Annotated in this window: 15 protein-coding genes and 1 tRNA gene; 6 read left to right on the top strand and 10 right to left on the bottom strand. The window is 55.5% G+C overall.

All coding sequences use genetic code 11. From position 1 onward, the window contains the following. Positions 1-59 precede the first annotated feature (59 nt). The 4 genes from J8847_RS10230 to J8847_RS10215 all read right to left on the bottom strand — a co-directional run bounded on the left by J8847_RS10230 (position 60) and on the right by J8847_RS10215 (position 6,723). A complete protein-coding gene (locus J8847_RS10230; protein WP_211524590.1) occupies positions 60-2,939 on the bottom strand; it encodes a dynamin family protein in 2,880 nt (959 codons plus the stop codon). A gap of 206 nt (positions 2,940-3,145) precedes the next feature. Beyond that, positions 3,146-3,865, bottom strand: a complete 720-nt coding sequence (locus J8847_RS10225; RefSeq protein ID WP_211524589.1) for a hypothetical protein — start codon at positions 3,863-3,865, stop codon at positions 3,146-3,148. A gap of 38 nt (positions 3,866-3,903) precedes the next feature. After that, positions 3,904-4,539 (bottom strand): hypothetical protein, encoded by a 636-nt coding sequence (locus J8847_RS10220; RefSeq protein ID WP_211524588.1) that lies wholly within the window; start codon positions 4,537-4,539, stop codon positions 3,904-3,906. Between the two features lie 285 nt (positions 4,540-4,824). Next, positions 4,825-6,723, bottom strand: a complete 1,899-nt coding sequence (locus J8847_RS10215) for an NERD domain-containing protein/DEAD/DEAH box helicase (protein WP_211524587.1) — start codon at positions 6,721-6,723, stop codon at positions 4,825-4,827. 192 nt (positions 6,724-6,915) lie between these two features. Here J8847_RS10215 and J8847_RS10210 point away from each other — a divergent pair, with 192 nt between their 5' ends. The 3 genes from J8847_RS10210 to J8847_RS10200 all read left to right on the top strand — a co-directional run bounded on the left by J8847_RS10210 (position 6,916) and on the right by J8847_RS10200 (position 10,461). Then, the gene (locus J8847_RS10210) at positions 6,916-7,995 is read left to right on the top strand and encodes a hypothetical protein (RefSeq protein WP_211524586.1); all 1,080 of its coding nucleotides are present in this window, start codon (positions 6,916-6,918) and stop codon (positions 7,993-7,995) included. 266 nt (positions 7,996-8,261) lie between these two features. Beyond that, positions 8,262-9,608, top strand: a complete 1,347-nt coding sequence (locus J8847_RS10205) for a phospholipase D family protein (RefSeq protein ID WP_211524585.1) — start codon at positions 8,262-8,264, stop codon at positions 9,606-9,608. A gap of 76 nt (positions 9,609-9,684) precedes the next feature. After that, on the top strand, positions 9,685-10,461 hold the full coding sequence (locus J8847_RS10200; protein WP_211524584.1) for a hypothetical protein: 777 nt from the start codon (positions 9,685-9,687) through the stop codon (positions 10,459-10,461). A gap of 290 nt (positions 10,462-10,751) precedes the next feature. Here the strand turns inward: J8847_RS10200 and J8847_RS10195 are convergent. Continuing rightward, a protein-coding gene (locus J8847_RS10195; RefSeq protein WP_211524583.1) for an IS3 family transposase occupies positions 10,752-11,902 on the bottom strand; the annotation gives its coding sequence in 2 pieces (ribosomal slippage) (positions 10,752-11,662 and positions 11,662-11,902; 1,152 coding nt in all). Between the two features lie 65 nt (positions 11,903-11,967). Here J8847_RS10195 and J8847_RS10190 point away from each other — a divergent pair. The 3 genes from J8847_RS10190 to J8847_RS10180 are packed head-to-tail and all read left to right on the top strand — an operon-like array spanning position 11,968 to position 15,966. Next, complete coding sequence (locus tag J8847_RS10190; protein WP_211524582.1) at positions 11,968-12,156, top strand: hypothetical protein; 189 nt, start codon at positions 11,968-11,970, stop codon at positions 12,154-12,156. Then, on the top strand, positions 12,149-15,250 hold the full coding sequence (locus J8847_RS10185) for a type I restriction endonuclease subunit R (RefSeq protein ID WP_211524581.1): 3,102 nt from the start codon (positions 12,149-12,151) through the stop codon (positions 15,248-15,250). Before J8847_RS10190 ends, J8847_RS10185 begins: the two co-directional genes overlap by 8 nt. Continuing rightward, the gene (locus tag J8847_RS10180) at positions 15,250-15,966 is read left to right on the top strand and encodes a M48 family metallopeptidase (RefSeq protein WP_211524580.1); all 717 of its coding nucleotides are present in this window, start codon (positions 15,250-15,252) and stop codon (positions 15,964-15,966) included. The genes J8847_RS10185 and J8847_RS10180 overlap by 1 nt, the downstream gene beginning before the upstream one ends. A 77-nt stretch (positions 15,967-16,043) precedes the next feature. Here J8847_RS10180 and J8847_RS10175 read toward each other — a convergent pair. From J8847_RS10175 to rpsU, 5 genes are all read right to left on the bottom strand, one after another. After that, positions 16,044-16,122, bottom strand: a tRNA-Ile gene (locus tag J8847_RS10175). A gap of 117 nt (positions 16,123-16,239) precedes the next feature. After that, positions 16,240-18,495: an RNA polymerase sigma factor RpoD gene (gene rpoD / locus J8847_RS10170; RefSeq protein WP_211524579.1), complete on the bottom strand. Its 2,256-nt coding sequence runs from the start codon at positions 18,493-18,495 to the stop codon at positions 16,240-16,242. A 218-nt stretch (positions 18,496-18,713) separates the two neighbouring features. Then, complete coding sequence (gene dnaG, locus J8847_RS10165; protein WP_211524578.1) at positions 18,714-20,510, bottom strand: DNA primase; 1,797 nt, start codon at positions 20,508-20,510, stop codon at positions 18,714-18,716. A 249-nt stretch (positions 20,511-20,759) separates the two neighbouring features. Next, positions 20,760-21,209 carry a GatB/YqeY domain-containing protein gene (locus tag J8847_RS10160; protein WP_211524577.1) on the bottom strand — a complete coding sequence of 150 codons (450 nt, stop codon included), beginning with the start codon at positions 21,207-21,209 and terminating at the stop codon, positions 20,760-20,762. A gap of 132 nt (positions 21,210-21,341) precedes the next feature. After that, complete coding sequence (rpsU, locus tag J8847_RS10155) at positions 21,342-21,554, bottom strand: 30S ribosomal protein S21 (RefSeq protein WP_005665410.1); 213 nt, start codon at positions 21,552-21,554, stop codon at positions 21,342-21,344. Positions 21,555-21,608: the final 54 nt, after the last annotated feature.

Below are 21,608 nucleotides of genomic sequence, written 5' to 3'. Positions count from 1 at the left end.
CAGTCATGCAAAACACGTAATTTTCGGACGTTCAAAAGCCGATCCATCAGACTCAGCCGTCAGCCGTCCGCTAGCTCGACGGGCTGTTGACGGAGGCTTGACGGGTCGGAACGTGATTTGAAGGCCTCCGTAGCAAATACGTCGATATCTGTCCGGCGGACACGGCGACTAGCGGGCCGGTGCGATGCCAGCCCGACAGCCGGCTTGTAGATGTCGAGTCCTCTACCCAATTTATAAAGTAAGCCATGGTCGCAAATCACATAGCGATCATGAATTGTCGGGTCTATTTTTATTGTAAGGACCGTTCCGTAGGAGCGGAATAGATCGTTCCCAACCTGCTCCATGATGCGGACGTTCGCACCATTTCCGTCGTTCCACGTCCCTGACGTCACCACAACGATCTCTTTTGGTTTAGAGGCCTCCGCCGTGATCAGAAGAAACTCCTTCAGATTGCGAACCTGGTGTGGCGCGGCGAGGTAAGGATCGATCAGAGCAATTCGCACGCAACCGGACAACAGCTTTGAACTGAACACTTTCTCCAGCGGCCACCCACTTTCGCCATCGCTGAGCCTGAATCGATCCAAAATTTCTGTCGCTTCCTTTTGAGTCGATTCGACCCACTCCACTTCGCTGGGCTCGACCTGATGCAAATCGGGCTGGGCTTCCAAGATCGTGGGAATTGTCGCAACAAAATCAGCTTCCGAACCCGCCATTTCGGCAACTTCCAGCAGAGGCGCGCAAGCGGCCATGACAGGCTGGATCGAGCTAACCATCATTTCGCACTGGAGCTCAAAGGTTTCACGCTCGCCTCCTATCTTGGCCGTCGCGGCGGCTTTGATGTCCTGCTCCGCGCCGGCCAGTGTCGCGTCGACTTCGGCCATAGCATTTCTAGGAACGCCGTCAGCTTCGACCGCAAGGAATTCGGCGAAAGCAGCCGCGCGCTCTCCAAGGTGGCTCGACAGCGCTTCCTGAAGCAAGCGTCGCACTTCTGCATAGAAGACCCTTACTTCGTTTGATTGGTGATAGGTAGTCCCCTTACCAAACACATCGGCGACCTTTTCTCTCGCTGCGGATATTTTTTCGGATACTTCATCTGACACGAAGTCATCTAAAAAGGAGATGATCCGCTGCTCTTCCGTTGCGATAAGGTCGTTCGCGACGCTGAGGGACTTGTCCAAAGAGCCAACCAGCGTTTTAGTAAGATCAAAGGGCAGGCTGGCTCCAAGCTCGAGCTTCTCCGCCAGCTCTCCACTCGATGAAGAAAGCGCTGAGAGATGCTTTTCGAAATGCTCGACAAAAGACGCGAAGTGACCCGTCATGTCTGATAGTAACTCCTGCACTCTTGGGAAAATCTTGTTCGCTACTCGCCCTTGCAGGTTGTGCATGTATCCCCAATAACCTGAGCGGCGGGTCTTCCAGTGCTTACCGACGTCATTCGTCTCAAAGTCACCAAGCTCCCGATCGGCAATCAGCCCTATCGTTTCGATAAGGTGATTGTTCCTTTTATTCGCGGCCTCAAGATTCTTTCGGAGGATGCTGACGTCGGACTCTGCTGCTGCTTGAAACCTTTCCCTAACAGCCTCAAACTCCACACGAAACGTGGCGAGCCTTTGCTCGGCTACCTCCCCGTCCCTAATCCCATTCAGAGCGGCGCGGCGATTGGCAATTGTGCCCAGCAAGTCGTCCAGGGTGGACTTAGCCCCTGAAGCAATGTTGTGAGAGACATGAGCTAGTCGCGACTCTGTCGACAATAGTTGAAGCAGCTGCAACTTTATATGCCCAATTCCACCCGGATCTTCAGGAAGAATTCGATGTGTTACGTCTTTTCCATCCTTCCAGTCCCGGTGCTTTCTAGCTGACGTGAAAACTAAACCTACAACTCCGAGCTGCTCTCGATACCTGCGCAGGGCGGGAGAGTCTTCGCTTCCAAGCTCGTTGAGCGTCGCTTCGATCTCAGCACGAATTCGGCGCTCCTCTCGCCTTATACGTTGAGCCAAAGACTCTGGATCTTCGTCGTTGTCATTGGCCGCGGATAAATGCTGGTCATAAGTTTTGTCGACCTGTGTGATGACAAAAATGAGTTGTTTTACCGTGCCCCGACGGAGCAAAGTCAACATGAAGTCTTTTTCTGATTGCCCGTATGCGACCCCAGACTGTGTCAAGAAAAGCACGGCATCGACGTCCTCGACAGCTTTTTCAGTCAAGGTCACGCGAAATCGCTCTGTATCGTCCAGCCCGGGTGTGTCTACCAAGAGGACCCCTTCTTCAAGAAGAGGAGATGGGGAGGATATTTCGATGCCCTCCACCAGGCAATGATGAGGACGAGTTCCGGAGGTAAAATCTTTTAACTTGCGCCTGAAGTTGTTCTCAGATGCCTTGTCGCCGGGCTTGTCCAGAATAATCTCTAAACTGTTTCCCCCTGGCTTCACATATGATCTTTCGAGCGCTGAAAGATCAAAGGTCTCGAGAATCTCGCCATCCGAGTTCTTGCGAGCTTTCCCATCAAAACTGCTCCACATTTTCATGCGGTGAGCGTCGACATGCTTTGGGTCTTCTTGATGAAGTTTACGGAGTTCTTGCCATGCCTCCGCTCCGACAAAGCGTATAACTGCCTTGACCGTAGGTCCATGTCGAAATGTCGTCACCGCCGCTGTCTCAGGACTAGTGTCCTCTCCAGCGAGACGTGCCCCTAGCAATTCGTTGACGAACGATGATTTCCCTGCCTTAAATCGACCTACAACCGCAACCTTGTACCAGTCTGGAATCACTTGGCCTTTGAGGAGCGAGTCCAATGCATCGGCGGCCTTTTCGCATTCTTTGCGTATGCCCCACCCCGGCTCTTTAACGCCAGGAACCTTACGCAGGAGGGCGTCTCGAAGCGAATCAACGCTCCAGCGCAACGTTTGAATCTCAGTTCGTAACTCTTTCGGCGACTTCACCTAGCATCCCCTTAAAAAAGCGCTTAGCTGCGCATAATAGCGGCGTGACCGCTTCTTAAAATTATTGGCTTAGTATTTGATCTTGTCATTCTTCGGTAGATAAACACGCTTACTAAACCTAAAAGATCGACTTGAAAGGGCCGGTGGCAAAGAATCAGCCCGCCTGGTTCTCAGCTGTACGGGACATACCTGGTGGCATGCGCGACCTAGCGCTTGGGAGGTAGCTTCCGTAGCGTACTAATAACGGATTCGCCGGCAGCTGACGTGGATTGCTTGATAGAGTCGACAGCACTTGCCATCGTTTGCCCAGCCTCTACTGTAGTTCGCACGACCGTGTCGACAGCGCCAACTACATGATCCTTAATGGCGCGGGTTACGTCGCCAAGCGTTTTGCCAAATGTTGCTGCTGCCTCGCTGATGAACTGCTTGAGCTCCTTAAAATTTTCTGAGCTTAGTAGCTCCTTCGTTTTGGCAATGACAAAGCTGATAATGGCTTTGATGAGTTCGACACCTACTTCGAGATCTACATGTAAACGCTGAAGGAGAGCGGACTGCTCGGTAGCCGATAATGCATTCCAACCGTAGTAGATGGCACCGATTGCAGCGCATGTCATGGCAACTGGATTTGCGAGCACTGCGGCGCTCGCAACGGTTCCTATGGCTGCGAGGTGGTTCCCAAGCAGAAGTTGGCCAACCGCAATAATTGCGACTGGCACGATATATCCGATTCCGAAACCATACTTTGCGCCTTCCAGGACCCGTCCACTTTGCGCAACCGTCGCGTTGTCAGAGTTCCTCATCGCTTCTATGTGTTCGTCGACGAAGGTATTGATGTTTGATGCTACGCCGTAGAGGGCCATGATGGCCTTCCCTATAACAGTGAGAGCAAAACCGCCACCTTGCACTGCCATGTATGGAATTGTCATTTGTTGTCTCTTCTTTTGTACGCCGCGATACTTCTTCGTTATTTATAAGTCACTTTAATGGCGGGAACGATCTTAATACCTGGTTGCTTTGCAAGGAAATCGCTTAGGAAAGCAATCAATTTTTTTTCGCATAACGCAACAATTGCTTCTTCTCCGCTAAGCACCTTACCATTATTGAGAACGAGTTTTGGCAAACCCTGATATAAACCTAAAACATTTGATTTGGCACTGATGAAGACACTCGAATTAGGCACCTCGAAGCTCTGCGACTTGATACCAGGCTGCCCGATTAGAATTGGCTTAGAAAGGTGCAGCTCAATACCGGCCGCTTTGCTTTTAATGTCAAAGTTTCCTGGCCTGAGATCGAAACCAAATGAGTATTCGGCTACGTAATGGATAACTACTGTAGTGCCGGCCGAAAATACAAGCATATCCTTCGTGATAGATCGAATGAGCGTATCTTTTCTTGTAACTGAAGCAGCCATAAACTTGCTCTGCTCTTGCAATGCACGTTTACCAGTTTCTAAAAAATCCTTGTACTTTCCGTCAGGACCGCTGGTAACGGGTAGCTCTGTCAGGACCGTTGGGGATAGTGGTGGCACCGTGGGCCGCGACAGATGGGAAATCATATAGCCGCTGGCAAGCAAAACCAGGGCGAAGGCGACACGCTTCATGCTCATCCCGTAGAAGGTAAAGGTTGTTTCCAAACAGACACTACTCTAGCTTAAAAAAGGTTTGTGCGTGCCGGTAATTATCCAAAAATCTTCAAGCCCGCCAGTAGAACTGCTTGGGTGAAGAACGCGACCAGCTTAGGATCTTAGGACATCGGACGCCTGCCCCTTTGGCTGTCACCGGGCCTTGTAACGAACTGGCTGAGGCATCTTCAGGAGAAATCTCTTCGAGGAGAGAGCAGCTTTGGGAAACCTGTGCTGACGCCGAGCGTTGATCTTTTTAACGTCTTATTGCGTTACGATCTCGTCGTCGGGAAAGCTCTGGTGAACCGGCCAGCTGCGCCCATATTCGGCTAATTCGCCCGCTTCGCACACCACAGTTAAATAGCACCCGAAATCGTCTTTCTTGAGCCGCGTAATGCCTGCATAGGCAAGGGCAAGAGACGCAGGTGTTTTGGCATTGCCGATGTGGACGACTAGCGTTTTCGACTCCCAGCCCTTATAACTATGCAGCGTTGTGACTTTTACCCGTGCGTCTCCCTTGAAGAAAGCCTGCTTCTTGCGCTTGCCATCGTAATACTTTTCAAGCGCCGACTCCCCCTGGCCAAAGGTATGCACGGCGGCGATGCGTTTCTCTTTAAGCAACGCTACGATTTCGAGCCCGGTTCGCTCGTTTTCAACAACGCAGGTAAGGTCGGCGAAGGCGATCGGAGGATCGGAGTCGACGATCATGCGCTCCATGGCAGCGACGCAGTACCGCGCCGCCGCACCCTGTGGAACCTGCCACCATTTTAGGATCGTCTTGTATTCGATTGTCCCCTGGAGAGGCTCAGGCACCTGGACTTCGGCGTCCCCTAAGAACTCGTCAATAAATAGTCTGGCCAAGCGGCACATGGTCGGAGAAAGACGAAAGGACTCTTCCATCGTGCCCCACGGACCGCGAAAGCCTGCATGGCTCATCTCCTCCTCTGTCCAGGGAGCGATGCCATATATGTTCTGAGTCCGGTCTGCGCACAGCAGCGCCTCCCCATCCTGCTTGAGAGCCTTGCGCAGCGTGATCCACCACGAAAGCTGGAAATCCTGGCCTTCATCGAGCAGGATGGCGTCCCATTTTTCTGATTCGCGTAGCCCTGCTAGCCATTGCTGTGTGGACTCGGGCAAGCATTCGCGCAGCACCGTTTCAACAGGCAAACCCTGCGTCCACAACTCGTCGTACTGTTCATTGTTACCGGTGCCAGCGGCAATCCGTCTGCACCAGGAATGAAAGTTGAGTGCGACAATCTGCTTGCGCACCTTCCCTGATTGGGTGAACCGCACCGACATGTCTAGGATGTAGTTAATCAGAGTAATGTTGAACGTGATGACGAGTACGCTTTTCCCTTCCGCAGCAAGCATGGCCGCGCGCCCAGCCAGTACGAACGTCTTGCCGCTTCCGGCCGCGCCGCGCACACGGCGATACCCGGTCGCCGTCCTCGTCGTCACCAACCGTTTCTGTGAAGACGACAGGTCATTCATCAGTGGTCGGCGCTGTTCGGCTGCGGCGTCTGCTTCTACCAGCCAGTGCCGCAAGTCGGCGGCGATATCGCCGTTCATGCGCTCGTCGACGGTATACAAACTGCGCAAGGTTTTTTTGACTGTAGCATCCTTGATAGTGGCGAGCGTTTCCCGACCAATGATCGGATATAACGACTTAAACTCGTCTTGTCTATAGTGTTTCTGAATCGGCAGCATCAGCTGCCTCACCCGGGCCTCAGTCGCAAATGGGAAGATGACGCCGGCGACAATGGCGCCGAGCCCGGATTTTGAAGAGAGTCGGGGGCAATACAAAGAAAATATTTCTTCTTTGTACAAGGCGATTTTTGCAACCGGATTATGTTCTTCAATTGAAAATGTGCGGCCATCCCGGCGCGCCATCAGACGTGGGGGCCGGTGATACTCTTGCTCGACAAAGTAGTCCATCGCATCCAGGTTCCAATCCTTTACTTCATATACGGCGATCCCACGCTCAGGGTGAAGCAGAATGAAATCGGGACGTAAGCCGTTCAAATGAGGCTGGATGTAAATTTCCCACGAGCTCGGTAAGGAAGCTAAGAAATAGTCAAGGACGATGCGCTCCCCTTCCGTCAGTGGCTGGCGAAGCGTATCAAGTTCACTCAAAGGGGGGCATACAACACGTTGAATGGTCACGGCTATCCTGTAATTAACAGTCTGCAATTTCTTTCAGAATAACGATTTTTCACCGGTCATGCAAATTGAACGGCCTGCTTGTGGCCGCACTGAACGAATTTAAACTTGAGCAGTCGTTAAGAGGATCGCTGCGATGGTTGCGCCGGGCCTTGCAAGGAAAAACGTTGCGCAGTATGCTGCAAGATTACCGAAATGAAAGTGGTTATGTTTGGTGTATATCGGCGTTACGCCCGGTCGTCAAAAGAACAGCTGCGCCAAGATTTCGGCACCTACCCTCCCGCTCCGCTGCGATGCCAAGAGGCAAACCTTGAGTTCGTTGTCGTACAGGTCCGTGGCCCAGGTCGTTGGCTCAACTACTGGCGCCGCAGCGCTGAGGTACTTGGCGCATTCGAGTTGGATCGTTCGTTGGTAGCCACCGAACTGCTTCCGGTTTTAGTCAGCTTGTCAAGATGTACTGATGATCTCAAAGCGGCTCTTCCGGCACAACCTCTGCCTCACCCCTACATTGCTCCTCGGTTCGTTGTCCGCTTGACCATCATGATGGCATTGCGCAGGTTCGAAAAATCACGCAAGCGGGGGCTTGCCTACTTTGTGCCTCTTACCGGCGACGATCAGCAGGTAACGGTGCTTGGAAAAGCAGGCGATGATGACCACCGAATCGCGGCCATCCTCGCGCACGAGCATGTACATTTTTTACAGAACCGACATCGGGTCAAACCGAGTAAGGGCCAATCGAATCTGTCGAGCTTGCTAACTGCGCCTAAGGGAGAAGATCACTTCGTACTGTACCTGCTCGAGCCGCTCGAGGTTGAAGCTCGGCTGCACGAACTGGTGTTGTCGTACTATCGGGACAGACAGGCGCTTCCGCAGACTGTCGACGCATTTTTGGGGCTGCTGGCTGACTGGCATGAGTTTGGCGAATACTTAGCAGTAATCACAATCGGGACGGGGCTGAGCCTGTCCGGAACGGGACGAGAGTATCGGCCGCGCTCATTAATGTTCGGCGACCAACTCGGAACCGTTTTGGGTTTTCTAAAAGATGGCGAAACAACCATGCGGTACATCACCGAAGTGCTTCCGGTAATGTACGGACATCTGCTGATGTACTACGGAGATGTGCGGGCGAGCGAGGCTTTTCTGGCGCAGCTTGCACGGCCCAATCTTTACGACGAGCTCTACGGTAGCGCCCCGACCGGCGCAGCTAATGACGTCATGAAAGAAACACTGATGCCGATTAGATTTGCAACAACCTCCCAGCCGCCAGCACGCTAACAAAACAAGTTCCCGGGGCGAGGTTGAGTACCAACGGCTCAGCGCAATACGATTACCCATGTATCGCAACTAATAGCACGGTATAGATCTTGCTGTGGGAGATAAAAGACGAGCAATCTATATTAAAAAGGGATACAGCTTGCCTGCCCCTTCAGGTCACTCACTCCTAAGCTTAATGACCTCCGGCACGTTGCCGATTCCCAGTTATCGTTCTTCCTAAACTGCAAATAAAGCAATAGTCGCGTTCCCAACTCAATAGGAGCCACATGAAATTCGTTGCAAATGTTCTCAACGGATGCCACCTTGCCGACGTCCTTCCGGGTCCCGAAGACGATGTTGATGGAGTGCTTGCTGCCATTGCCTATGGAGGTAACTCGACCAACGAAAAAGATGATTTCATCGGTAATTGCCTTAAGTACCGCTTTCGTCTCGATCTTTGGATGCGCTACGACCACACTGTGCCTGTCGCCATTCCTCTATTGAAGCGCTTGCTGCGGCATGAGCGGGATAACATTTTTTGCAAATTCATCCCTGACTGCCTACACAGTAAGGTGATCTGGTGGAAGGGGTACGGTGCCTACATTGGGTCAGCCAATCTCACTGATCGCGCTTGGTTCACCAACATTGAGGCCGGCGTATTTCTCAGCGAAGAGGATTTGCAATCAAACGGCATGGACGTTGAACTTGACGGGTTCTTTGACGAGCTACGTAACCTGAAGGTCGCCATTCCGCTCAGCACAAAACTGATCGAAGAGATGGAAAAAATCGAGGCTAAGCGCGGGAAAGCATGGGCCCTTGGCAAGGAATTGCGGAAGACACCAGTTTGGGGTGGGCTGGTATTCTATGAAAAACGTAAGGCGTTCGACAGGCGCCGTGAGGCGTTCAAGACAGAATGGCACGCGACTTTGACACATCTCGCGCAAATCGGTGAACGTCTTGCGCAGCACCGGCCATGCTGGATCGCAGAGGATATCCCACTCGGATGGCAGATCGATCAGTTTCTGCATGCCTATTATTACAACCACGTCGGCGAAGGCAATTCAAAGCCCTATGAGGATTACTTCCGACGCAACTACAGCAATCCTAGAGCTGCTGTAGATGCCGCAATGCGCTGGTGGCAGGACACGCCCGCAGCGCCGTCAAAAGAGGACGAGATGCTGTACTCCAACGCACCATTCATTCACCATCACCTTAGTCCCGAAAATATCCTACATTTGAGCGAAGCCGAGTTGGCTGGCGTTTGCATCAGAACGCACGCTACGCGGGATCACGTTATCAAAATGAAGCTGGAGACGCTAGGAAAACCTGGAGTCCGGAACATGAACCGCGAAGAGCGTATCCTCCTGTACGCTAACTGGCTACTCCGGCAAAGGAATGAAAAGGGATGGAGCGTCTTGGAAGTACTGAATTTTATTCTATATGGTGGAAAGGAGGACGATACGTGGCAACGACTCTACATAGCCGCACGCGACAAACAATACCGGTTGCCGCATTATGGCTTGAACACGATGGCCGAATTAGTGGGATGGGTTCGCCCTGAGGTTGCTCCGCCGCGTAACGGTCGGACAAGTAAAGCTTTGCGAGCATTAGGATATGATGTAAAAGTCTACTAGCAAATGTCGACTTGCAGTCTCATGTCTTGCTTTTTGTATTACACAACTTAAGTCCTTCCACTAAAAGCGAATAAGTATGAAAAACGATCGCACCGAGATCGATCCAAATTGCATTTCGCAGCTTTTGTCTGCCGTAGATTCCGCATCCCAACCGGAAGTAGACAGGATTGTCCAAGTTGCGATAAACCAGCTGCAATCGCGATCGCCGGTCGGCATGTTCGGTGATGTTGCAGCACGCCATATGTGGGATGAGTACTGTTGGGTACTTCAAGAAGGCCCCTTTGATGACAACGTTATGGGATTAGGCTCCCTGTCTGACAACTGGGATTCGACCGTCCGCAGTCTCGTTTCTTCCGAAATCGAGCTCTTGCCTAGGCATTGGCAGATATTTCTGACCTCGTATGCGTCGAAATATGACTCCTTTGGCGATGACTACGCATTGGGCAACATCTACGTCGAAGCCATTGAGTCAGTCATCATGGATAAGATTGCCGAAAAGGCTTCGCGGCGCACGCTTGACTTGATCGGTCCGCACCGCGGAGACGTCATCGGTTATGAAGTGAGTAGTGAAGGACTCGTTTGCTCAACAATCTCGAACGCAGGTTTACTGTCGGATATTCTGGCATCGCACGTCGATACGATGATTGACGCACAAGCAGACCTATCGACGATCACAGATGAAATTATCGACATCTACATGGAACTGATTCATGACGAGGCCGCGTCCAGTCCAGGACTCTCTGAATTATTGGTGCGCTTCGAAGCCGATATCAAAGCACTGCTAAAGGAGAAAGACGTTCTTCATGCGCTCCAACACATGCAAGCCGAAATCTTAGATGTCCTCGATGCGTAATCCCGTCCGCTGCAATAAGTGCCAACTGGTTCGCCCCGGCGCTTGCATAGGGCTCTTGGGTGGCAAGCGCTTCGCAGGCGATCGTAGTTAAAGCACAGTTAGTCACCGATGAATCGCTTAGTTGTTGAAGTACAGAGGCTCCATCTCGTGGTCTTGAAGCTTTCCACAACGAGACGCCAGCGAGCAGCTGCGGGCACGGTCCCATGCACCTGGCATCATCGGCTAGCGCTGCCACAATTAAAAATTTAAACGGCTCGCTGCAATGTACAACCTGAATCGCCACGAGTTTCCTAGACACTCGCGAGCCGCTTGAAATACTGCTTTTCATACTCGACCGGCGACAAGTCATTGCTGAAGCTGTGCCGGCGCTTCGGATTGTAAAACATCTCGATGTAATCGAAGACATCCTGCTTTGCTTCATTCCGGGTACCGTAGGTTTTGCGTCGGATCCGTTCCCTTTTTAAGAGCTGGAAGAAGCTTTCGGCCACGGCGTTATCGTGGCAGTTCCCACGTCGACTCATGCTTTGCTGCAGATTGTGCTGGTCCAGGAAGTCGCGCCAGTCGTAGCTGCTGAACTGACTGCCCTGATCGGAATGCACCATTACCGTATTCTTGGGCTGACGCCGCCAGACCGCCATCAAGAGCGCATTCATCGCCAGCTCGCGATCGATGCGTGAACTCATCGACCAGCCAACCACCTGACGCGAAAACAGGTCCAGTACAACGGCCAGATAAAGCCAGCCTTCGTAAGTGCGAATGTACGTAATATCGGTCACCCAAACGCGGTTGGGTTCCTGCACGTCGAACTGGCGCTGCAGATGATTAGGCGCTACCAGCGAAGGGGCACCGCCACGTTTATATTTCCGCTTGGCGTAGCCGGTTTGCGAACGAATTCCGGCCGATCTCATAAGACGGTGGACGCGATTGATACCGCATTGTTCACCGAGCTCGCGCAGATCGTCGCTGACCTTGCGATAGCCGTACACGCTGCCGCTTTCCAGCCACGATTCCTTGATCGGCACGAGTAGGCGCTTGTCTTCTCTGGCTCGCTTGCTTTCAGGGTTCAGGCGCCAAGCATAGAAGCCGCTCGGATGCACCTCGAGCACTTTGCACAGCCGGCGTACCGGGAACTGGTCCTGTAACTGAGCAATTAAGGTGTACCTTACCCGGACGTCTTGGCAAAGTACACCGCGGCCTTTTTCAAGATGTCACGCTCCTCGGTGACGCGCTTGAGCTCGGCCCTCAGGCGCCGCATCTCGTCGGACTGGCTATCGGCAACCTTGCGCTCCGCCTCGGGTACGCTATAGCGCTTCGTCCAGGCGTACAGGCTGTGGATGCTTATCCCGAGCCGTGCTGCCACTTCGCCCGCCGCGTGACCGCCCTGCGCCACTTGCTTGACAGCTGCAATCTTGAATTCCTCTGTGTACCGCTTCCCGCTCATATTTTCTCCTTGTGCCCGACATTATGGCTCAGGAGTGTCTACGATAGTCGTGGCGATCCAGGCCTTTGAAGTTGCTGGCGCCTCCAACAAAAGAAGAGCAGTCGGCTATCACGCGAGCCATCGCCGAAATGGATGCCGAGATCTCAACCTTCGAAGCCCGCCGAGACAAAACCCGCAACATCAAACAAGCCATGATGCAGGAGCTGCTCACGGGCAAAACGCGTCTGAATACCAAGGAGGAAAGCCATGTCTGAACAAGCCCGCTCTGAGCGCAAGACGCAAAACCGCGTTGCAGCCCTGTTTACAGATGTGAGTCGCTCTGACTGCCTTGGCTACGATCACTTGGGCGAGTGGAGTAAACGCGACAAAAACCGACCTATCGAAGCTGACTTGCTACGCAGCAACCTCGGGAGGCGTGGCTATTCCGATACACACATTTCTGCTGCGCTACAAAAGCTCCTGACCGCCGCCGACTCAACCGGCATCACCCTGTATCAAGCCAATCTGCGCACCTACCAACTGCTGCGCTATGGCGTGCCGGTGCAGACTGCAGCCGGGCAGGCGCATGAGACCGTACACCTCATCGATTGGGCAACGCCCAGCAACAACGACTTTGGCCTCGCCGAAGAAGTCACCTTGCGGGGCGGCTATGAGCGTCGGCCAGATCTGGTGGTTTACATCAATGGCATCGCCATTGCCGTCATTGAGTTGAAACGCAGCTCGGTGGAGGTGGCCGACGGTGTTCGCCAGCTCATCACCAATCAAGAAGAGATTTTCAACAAGGGCTTCTTCAGCACGGTGCAGTTGGTGCTGGCGGGCAGCGACTCGCAGGGTTTGCGCTACGGTACCACTGGCACCCCTGAGAAGTTCTTTGTGGAGTGGAAGGAACGCAAAGATAAAGGCACCACCACATCAGGGCCACTTGCTGAAGGTGCTCTGCTGGATCAGCCGCTGGCGCAAATGTTTGACAAGGTGCGCCTGCTGGATCTGATCCGCAACTTCATCATCTTTGATGGCGGGCAGAAGAAGGTACCTCGCGTCCATCAATACCACGGCGTGAAAGCGGCCCAGGAGCGGGTGAAGCAGCAGGAAGGTGGTGTGATCTGGCACACCCAAGGCAGCGGCAAGAGCATTCTGATGGTGCTGATTGCCAAGTGGCTGCTGGAGTATGACCCGCACGCCCGTGTCCTGGTCATTACTGACCGCGATGAGCTGGACAAGCAAATCGTGGGTGTGATGCGCAATGCAGGCGTGATTGGCGAAGATGCGGCATCGCCGCGCATCACCTCTCGCGCGGAACTGGTTGAAAAGCTAGGGGCGGCCACGCCGCGGCTGATGTGCGCGCTGATCCACAAGTTTGATACGACTGACCTGAAAGGAGAGCCTCCCAAGGTTGCCGGCCGTATCTACGTCTTCGTCGATGAATGTCATCGCACGCAAGGCGGCGACATGAACAAGCAGATGAAACGGTGGTTGGAGAACGCCATCTTCATCGGTTTCACCGGCACGCCTCTGCTGCGCAAAGACAAGCAAACCACCCGCGAGGTTTTCGGCACTTACATCCATACTTACAAGTTTGACGAAGCGGTGGCTGACAAGGTGGTGCTCGACCTGAAATACGAAGCGCGTGATGTGCCGCAGCGACTGACTTCAAAAAAGGCCATCGATGCTTGGTTCGACCAGAAGACCAAGGGGCTGAACAACTTCCAGCGGTCGGTTCTGCGCAAACGTTGGGTAACGATGGAAGAGCTAATGAGTGCTGGTGAGCGCAAGCAGCGCATCATTGCCGACATCATCCACGACTTCGGTGTCCAGCCGCGTCTGAACAATGACCGGGGAACGGCTATTCTGGTGGCAGCCTCCATCTACGACGCCTGCCACTACTTCCGTTTGTTCCAGAACACGTCGTTCGGTAAGTACTGCGGAATCATTACGTCCTACGAGCCCAATCACAACGCGATTTCGCGCGAGCCCAAGGACAGCGACGAGCGCTACAAGTTCGACACCTACACCCAGCACGTCCTGCAGAAAGATCAGACCACTAAGGACTACGAGGACAAGACCAAGCAGCGCTTCATCGAGGAGCCTGCCAATCTGAAGCTGCTAATCGTGGTGAGCAAATTGCTGACCGGTTTTGATGCGCCTTCCTGCACCTACATCTACCTCGACAACGATCTGCGCGATCACAACCTGTTCCAGGCTATCTGCCGCACAAACCGGCTCGACGGCGACGACAAGGACTATGGCCACATCGTCGACTACAAAGAGCTGTTCGAGAAGGTGCAGGACTCCATCGCCGTTTACACCTCGGACGAGCTGGACATTGACGAAGGTGGCGATGACGGAAACGTAGCCGTGAAAGACTGGCTGAAGGAAGGCAAGGCGCAGCTCGATGCTTCCCGGGAAGCACTGCGCTACTTGTGTGAGCCGGTGGCCATGCCCCGCGAGATGGAGCAGTACCTCCACTATTTCTGCGGTGATGCCAACGATCCAGAAGCGTTACTGAACACCGAACCGCTGCGCATCTCGTTTTATAAGTCGGCAGCCGCATTCCTGCGAGCCTATGCAGCAATTGCCCAGAACCTTGAAGACGCAGGGTATTCAGCGGCCGATATTGCTGCACTCGAAACAGAGATCGAGTTCTACGCCGACACCCGCACGGCGATCAAGAAGCATTCAGGCGAAGAGCTGGACATCAAGCCTTATGAGGCGGATATGCGCCACCTCATAAACACTTACATCCAAGCAGACCCAGCTGACGATTTGGGAAATCTCAGCTCGCTCTCTCTGACCGAACTGATTATCGAAACCGGCATTCACGACGCCATTGCCAAGAAGCTCAACCAGAAGGGCAAGCTGTCGAGAAATGCGATTTCTGAAGGCATCATCAACAACGTCCGCAAGACGATCATTCGGGACCAACTGACTGATCCGAAGTTTTACGACGAGATCTCCAAGCTGCTCGAAGACCTGATCAAGCAAAAGCGCGACGACACCGCTGCCTACGAGAAATTTCTCCAGAAGGCCGAAGAGTTGGTGAAAAAGATGGTGGCAAAGAATACGGGCAGCCATCCGCACGTGCTCAACGGACACCCGGAGGCCATCGCGCTATTCAACAATCTGGCGAGCATTCCGGCCGCAACTTTCGTTTGCCCGACTAACGACGATGGCAAGGCGAAGCTCGCGCTCGAACTCGATCAGGCGATGCGAGAGCAGGCACCGGCAGGCTGGAAAGGTGATGACACGCGTGAGAAGCAAGTACTTAACGCCCTGTTCCCCATCATGTTGCGGGATCGGATGGCGACGCAGGCTATTTTTGAGATCATCAAGAACCAACCGGGGTACTGATGAACGAGACGATCCAACTGGGCGAGATTTCGATCGCGGTAATTAGGAAGGACATCAAGAATGTCCACCTCACCGTTCATCCGCCTGATGGACGTGTGACCCTTGCCGCCCCAACCAGCACTCGCCTAGAAGTAGCCCGTGCCTACGCGATCTCCAAGTTGGTCTGGATTCGTGACCAGCAGAAAAAGCTGGAATGCCAGGCACGGGAAACGCCACGCCAATACGTTGAGCGTGAGAGCCACCACGTTTGGGGGCGGCGCTACCTGATGACGGTGGGCTACCAGGATGTAAAGCCCACCGTTATCGTCAGCAACAAGCGGTTCACCCTGATTGTTCGTCCAGGCAGCAGCGCAGAAAAGCGCGCGGAGGTGATGCATGAGTGGCACAAGTCTCTGCTGCATGAGGTCGTGCCACACCTTATTCAAAAGTGGGAAAGAAAGCTCAAGGTCAGCGTTTCCGGCTACTTCCTACAACGGATGAAAACCAAATGGGGCAGTTGCAATCACGCAGAGAGAAACATCCGCCTCAATACGGAACTGGTGAAAAAGCCGAAGGATTTGCTAGAGTACGTCGTCGTGCATGAAATGGCCCATTTGATTGAGCCAACCCACAATGATCGCTTTATCGCAATCCTTGATGAGCATTACCCCAGCTGGCGTGAAGCACGTGGCGAGCTAAACGAGCTGCCATTGGCAGCAGAGGTTTGGAAGAGGTAAAAAAACTCCATGGACCAGAAATGGACCAGAAAGGGAAAAAGCTTACGCGGAAAATTCGCGTAAGCTTTTGTTTTTCTTGGTAGGCCTCCCCGGAGTCGAACCGGGCACCAACGGATTATGAGTCCGCTGCTCTAACCAGGCATGAGCTAGAGGCCCAGAAATCGGGACAGTGGAGAAGAACTCGCCACCGGCTCACCGGTGCGGAACCGGATGAGCGAAGTGGCGAGAGCATATTGCTTTTAGCGCAGGTCCGTCAAGGTCTAGCTGCTCTAATCAGTTGCTACCCTCCAGGAAGCTCTTCAGCTTGTCAGAACGCGACGGGTGACGCAGCTTGCGCAGCGCCTTCGCCTCGATCTGGCGAATACGCTCGCGGGTCACGTCGAACTGCTTGCCCACCTCTTCCAGGGTGTGGTCGGTCGACATCTCGATACCGAAGCGCATGCGCAGCACCTTGGCTTCGCGCGGGGTCAGCGAGTCCAGCACATCCTTCACCACGCCGCGCATCGAGGCATGCAGGGCCGCATCCGACGGCGCCAGCGTGTTGTTGTCCTCGATGAAGTCGCCCAGATGCGAATCGTCGTCGTCGCCGATCGGCGTTTCCATCGAAATCGGCTCTTTCGCGATCTTCATGATCTTCCGGATTTTGTCTTCCGGCATTTCCATCTTGATCGCGAGGGTCGCCGGATCGGGCTCGGCGCCGGTCTCCTGCAGGATCTGGCGCGAGATCCGGTTCATCTTGTTGATCGTTTCGATCATGTGCACCGGAATACGGATCGTGCGCGCCTGGTCCGCGATCGAACGGGTGATGGCCTGGCGGATCCACCACGTCGCATAGGTCGAGAACTTGTAGCCGCGGCGGTATTCGAACTTGTCCACCGCCTTCATCAGGCCGATATTGCCTTCCTGGATCAGGTCGAGGAATTGCAGGCCGCGGTTGGTGTACTTCTTGGCGATCGAGATCACCAGGCGCAGGTTGGCCTCGGTCATCTCGCGCTTGGCCTTGCGCGCCTTCATTTCACCGGCCGCCATCTGGCGGTTGATGTTGCGCAGGTCCGGCAGCGGCAGCACGACGCGCGCTTGCAGGTCGATCAGGCGCTGCTGCAGTTCCTTGATGGTCGGGATGTTGCGGCCCAGGATCGCGCTGTAGGCGTGGCCGGCGTTGACTTCGCCATCCACCCATTCCAGGTTGGTTTCGTTGCCCGGGAAGACCTTGATGAAGTGAGCGCGCGGCATGCCGCAGCGGTTCACGGCCACGTCCAGGATCTGCTTCTCGATGTGGCGCACTTCGTCGACCTGGCCGCGCAGGGTGTCGCACAGCTTTTCGACGACCTTGGCGGTGAAGCGGATGCCCAGCAGTTCGTTGGAGATCGCTTCCTGCGCCTTGACGTAGGCCTTGGAGTTGTAGCCGTCCTTCTCGAAAGCCTTGCGCATCTTGTCGAATTGCTGGGCAATCTGGTCGAACTTCCCGAGGGCGGACACTTTCAGGGCTTCCAGCTGCTCGGCCGAGTAGCCGGCCGCGCCGGATGCGCCCGATGCTTCCTCTTCCTCTTCTTCCTCTTCCTCTTCGTCCTCTTCGTCTTCGTCCTCGTCATCGGTCGAGGTCGGGGCGACGGCGGTCGGCGAGGTTTGCTCGTCTTCGTCCGGGTCGACCATGCCGTCGACGATCTCGTCGATCTTGATCTCGTCCTTCTCGATCTTGCTGGCGGCGTCGATGATCTCGGCGATGGTGACCGGGCAGGCGGAGATGGCCTGGATCATGTCCTTCAGGCCGTCTTCAATGCGCTTGGCGATCTCAATCTCGCCTTCGCGGGTCAGCAGTTCGACCGAACCCATCTCGCGCATGTACATGCGCACCGGGTCGGTGGTACGACCGAAGTCGGAGTCGACGGTCGACAGCGCGGCTTCGGCGGCAGCCTCGGCTTCATCATCGCTCGTGACGGTGGCGACATTGTCGGACAGCAGCAGGGTCTCGGCGTCAGGGGCGTGCTCGTAGACGGCAATGCCCATGTCGTTGAAGGTGCCGATGATGCCTTCGATCGCTTCCGGATCGACAATGTTGTCCGGCAGGTGGTCGTTGATCTCGGAGTACGTGAGGAAGCCGCGCTCCTTGCCCGACTTGATCAGGGCCTTGAGCTTGTTGCGGCGCAGCTCGAGCTCCTCCTCGCTGGCTTCGGTGTCGGACGAGAAGGCGTCCTTGAGCAGCGCTTTTTCCTTGGCCTTGCGGTCCTTGGCCTTGGCCTTGTCCGCGGCCTTCAGTTCGGCGCGCTCGACCGCGTTCAGTGCGGCGATCTCGTCGTTCTCGGGCGTGAATTCTTTGGGCTTGCGGCCACGGCGTCCCGGCACCTTGACGGACGGCAGGACGTAGCCGGACGTATCGATCGCGGCCAGGGCGGCCGCATCGGTCGTCTGACTGACAGGCGCCGGGTTCGCCGTACGAACCTCAGCCTTGTCTTGCGATTTTTCCACCTTGGCGGCGGATGCTCTCGTGGTTTTCGCAGCCACTTTGGTCTCGGGTTTCTTAGTTGGCACAGGCGCTTTCGATGTCACAACGACACTAACTTTACGATGGTTAAAGATAAAGTTTTGTTACCTTACATCACCCTGCAGGCAATCTTCCGTTGCCTCGCTAACTGAAACACCACGCCGCGATTGAACCAAAAATGGTTTCAACAGTTGCAATAGTTAGCGTTTTATTATAGCACGCACCCCTCTTTTTTCCAGTTGCGAACACTGGGGCTTGCCCAGGCTCATCGAGGGGACATGTCAGCGGCCGCTTCACGGGCCAGGACGTCCTGCTGAGCTGTAATCTCGCGATAGCGAGTACTTACCTGATCTGGGGTCAAGCCAGAAGAAAACAACTGGTTAAGTTCCTGTTTTAACGCATCCATCTTGATTTGGCGCACAGCGCTGAGCAGCCATATGCGGTCCGCATCGACTTCCGATTCCGGCTCCGCGCCGATCTCGGCGATCATCTGGTCGTACTCGGTGGTTTCCTCCGTCAACAGCTGCGACAGCGCCGCAAAAGTGCCGCCCTCGCCCAGCGCCTGGGCCGTGAGCACCAAGTGGCGCATGCGCTCGGCCGATTCTTCTCCGAAATGGTCGAAGGAAGCCAGGGCCGCCTCGTCCAGCAGCAGGGCCAGGTGCGGATGGGAAACCAAGATGCGCAATATCTGGCGCTCCAGCCCCACCGGCACCGGGCGGCCCTGGCGCGGCGGCGCACGGCGCGCGACCGACACTGGCTTGGACAACTCGAACAGGCTTTCGAGTTCCGCCGGCGTCGACTGGGTCATGCTGGCCAGGCCGCGCACGATTTGCAGGCGCAGCGCCGACGGGCTCATGGCCTGCAGCAGCGGCTTGGCCTCGAACTGGGCGTGGGCCCGGCCCTCGGGCGTGTCGAGGTCGTGCTCCTGAGTCACTTCGCGCAGCAGAAACTGCGACAGCGGCATGGCGTCGTGGATTTCCTGCTCGAAGGCTTCGGCGCCGCGCTCGCGCACGAAGCTGTCCGGGTCGTGCTCTTGCGGCAGGAACAGGAACTTGATGGTCTTGTCGTCGGACACTTGCGGCAGGCAGGCGTCCAGCGCGCGGCGGGCGGCGCGGCGGCCGGCCTTGTCGCCGTCGAAGCTGAAGATGACGTTGTCGGTCTGGCGCAGCAGCTTTTGCACGTGGGTGCTGGTGCAGGCGGTGCCGAGCGTGGCCACGGCCTGCGGGAAACCGAGCTGGGCCAGCGCCACCACGTCCATGTAGCCCTCGGTCACCAGCACGTAGCCGGCGTCGCGGATCGCCTGGCGCGCCTCGAACAAGCCGTAGAGCTCCAGGCCTTTCTGGAACAGCGGGGTTTCCGGCGAGTTCAGGTATTTCGGTTCGCCGCCGTCGAGCACGCGGCCGCCGAAGCCGATCACCTGGCCCTTGGTGTTCCGGATCGGGAACATCACGCGCTCGCGGAAACGGTCGTAGCGCTTGTGGCGGTTGCCCTCTTCGTCCACCTTGTCGATCACCAGGCCGGATTCGACCAGGGCCTGGGCGTCGTAGTCGGGGAAGACGGAGCGCAGATTGTCCCAGCCGCCGGGCGCGTAGCCCATGCCGAAGCGGGCGGCGATCTCGCCGGTCAGGCCGCGGCTCTTTAAATAGGCGATGGCGTGCGGCGCTTCGCGCAGCTGGGCGCGGTAGTAGCTGCAGGCCTGGTTGAGCGCGTCGGTCATGGCCAGCGACTGGGCTTGCTGGGCGGCGCGCTGGGCCGGCGGGATCTTGTCGTCGGCGTCCGGGACGACCATGCCCACGTTCTGGGCCAGGTCCTTGACGGCGTCGACGAAGCCCAGGCCCGAGTATTCGATCAGGAAGCCGATCGCGGTGCCGTGGGCGCCGCAGCCGAAGCAGTGATAGAACTGCTTGGTGGGGCTGACGGTGAAGCTGGGGGATTTTTCGTTATGGAATGGGCACAGGCCCATGTAGTTGGCCCCGCCCTTCTTGAGCTGGACGTAGCGGCCGACCACGTCGACGATGTCGACACGGTTGAGCAAATCGGTAATGAAAGATTGCGGAATCACTTAGTTACTCAGTGTTTGTCTAGCCTCAGACTATACCGCAGCGCTCGCCGCAAGTTGACATGCAACAAGATGCAGGCCGGTGTGGGCCTGCTCGGAGCACGCTCGGGCGTGTTGCCAACGAGTTAGCGCATCCTCGTCGTTCCGGCGAAGGCCGGAACCTAAGTTAAGCGTTTCGATAGCTCATGCAACTTGGGTTCCGGCCTTCGCCGGTTTCGCTGCTAACTAAATACTATTACGCGCGCAGGCCTTTTAGGCGCCGGTCAATGCCTTCTTGACCAAACCCGACACCACGGTCATGTCCGCGCGGCCAGCCAGCTTCGGCTTGAGCACGCCCATCACCTTGCCCATGTCCTGCGGACCGGCGGCGCCGGTAGCGGCCACCGCGGCGGCGACTTCGGCGGCGACTTCCTCGTCCGACAGGCCGGCCGGCATGTAGGCCGACAGGATAGCCAGCTCGCTCTTCTCGATCTCGGCCAGGTCGGCACGGCCGCCCGCTTCGAATTGCGAGATGGAATCCTTGCGCTGCTTGACCATCTTCTCGATCACGGCCACGACCTGGTCGTCGTTCAGCTCGATCTGCTCGTCGACTTCCTTGCGCTTGATCTCGGCGATGATCAGGCGAACGGTGGCCAGGCGGGCGCTTTCCTTGGCGCGCATGGCTGCTTTCATGTCGTCGGTCAGTTGTGCTTTCAGGCTCATGGATTCTCCGTATTCTGTTCGATGGGTATAAACGACAAAACCCGCCGCGGTGACAACCGGAGCGGGCTTGCTGACGTCAGCGACTCGCCGGGACAGGTCTCGCCGTCACCGGGTCCAGGCCACTGGACGGTCTTAGTACAGTTTCTTCGGCAGTTGCTGGCTGCGGATGCGCTTGTAGTGGCGCTTCACGGCAGCTGCCAGCTTGCGCTTGCGCTCAGCAGTCGGCTTTTCGTAGAACTCGCGAGCGCGCAGTTCCGTCAACAGACCGGTCTTTTCGATAGTGCGCTTGAAGCGACGCATAGCGACTTCGAACGGCTCGTTTTCTTTAAGGCGGATAGTGGTCATGTAAAAATCAAACCGTTGGATTTAGGGAAGAACGAAATTCTAGCAGCTTTTCCG

The sequence above is a fragment of the Massilia sp. AB1 genome (assembly GCF_018119385.1).
Taxonomy (GTDB): Bacteria; Pseudomonadota; Gammaproteobacteria; order Burkholderiales; family Burkholderiaceae_D; genus Telluria.
This window is presented reverse-complemented; position numbering and strand designations above follow the sequence as displayed.

Bases quoted from the DNA above. Each gene is read 5' to 3' on its own strand.
- J8847_RS10205 (WP_211524585.1), top strand. From the start codon at position 8,262: ATGAAATTCGTTGCAAATGTTCTCAACGGATGCCACCTTGCCGACGTC.
- J8847_RS10225 (WP_211524589.1), bottom strand. From the start codon at position 3,865: ATGACAATTCCATACATGGCAGTGCAAGGTGGCGGTTTTGCTCTCACT.
- J8847_RS10210 (WP_211524586.1), top strand. From the start codon at position 6,916: ATGAAAGTGGTTATGTTTGGTGTATATCGGCGTTACGCCCGGTCGTCA.
- J8847_RS10160 (WP_211524577.1), bottom strand. From the start codon at position 21,209: ATGAGCCTGAAAGCACAACTGACCGACGACATGAAAGCAGCCATGCGC.
- rpsU (WP_005665410.1), bottom strand. From the start codon at position 21,554: ATGACCACTATCCGCCTTAAAGAAAACGAGCCGTTCGAAGTCGCTATG.
- J8847_RS10185 (WP_211524581.1), top strand. From the start codon at position 12,149: ATGTCTGAACAAGCCCGCTCTGAGCGCAAGACGCAAAACCGCGTTGCA.
- J8847_RS10200 (WP_211524584.1), top strand. From the start codon at position 9,685: ATGAAAAACGATCGCACCGAGATCGATCCAAATTGCATTTCGCAGCTT.
- J8847_RS10180 (WP_211524580.1), top strand. From the start codon at position 15,250: ATGAACGAGACGATCCAACTGGGCGAGATTTCGATCGCGGTAATTAGG.
- J8847_RS10220 (WP_211524588.1), bottom strand. From the start codon at position 4,539: ATGAAGCGTGTCGCCTTCGCCCTGGTTTTGCTTGCCAGCGGCTATATG.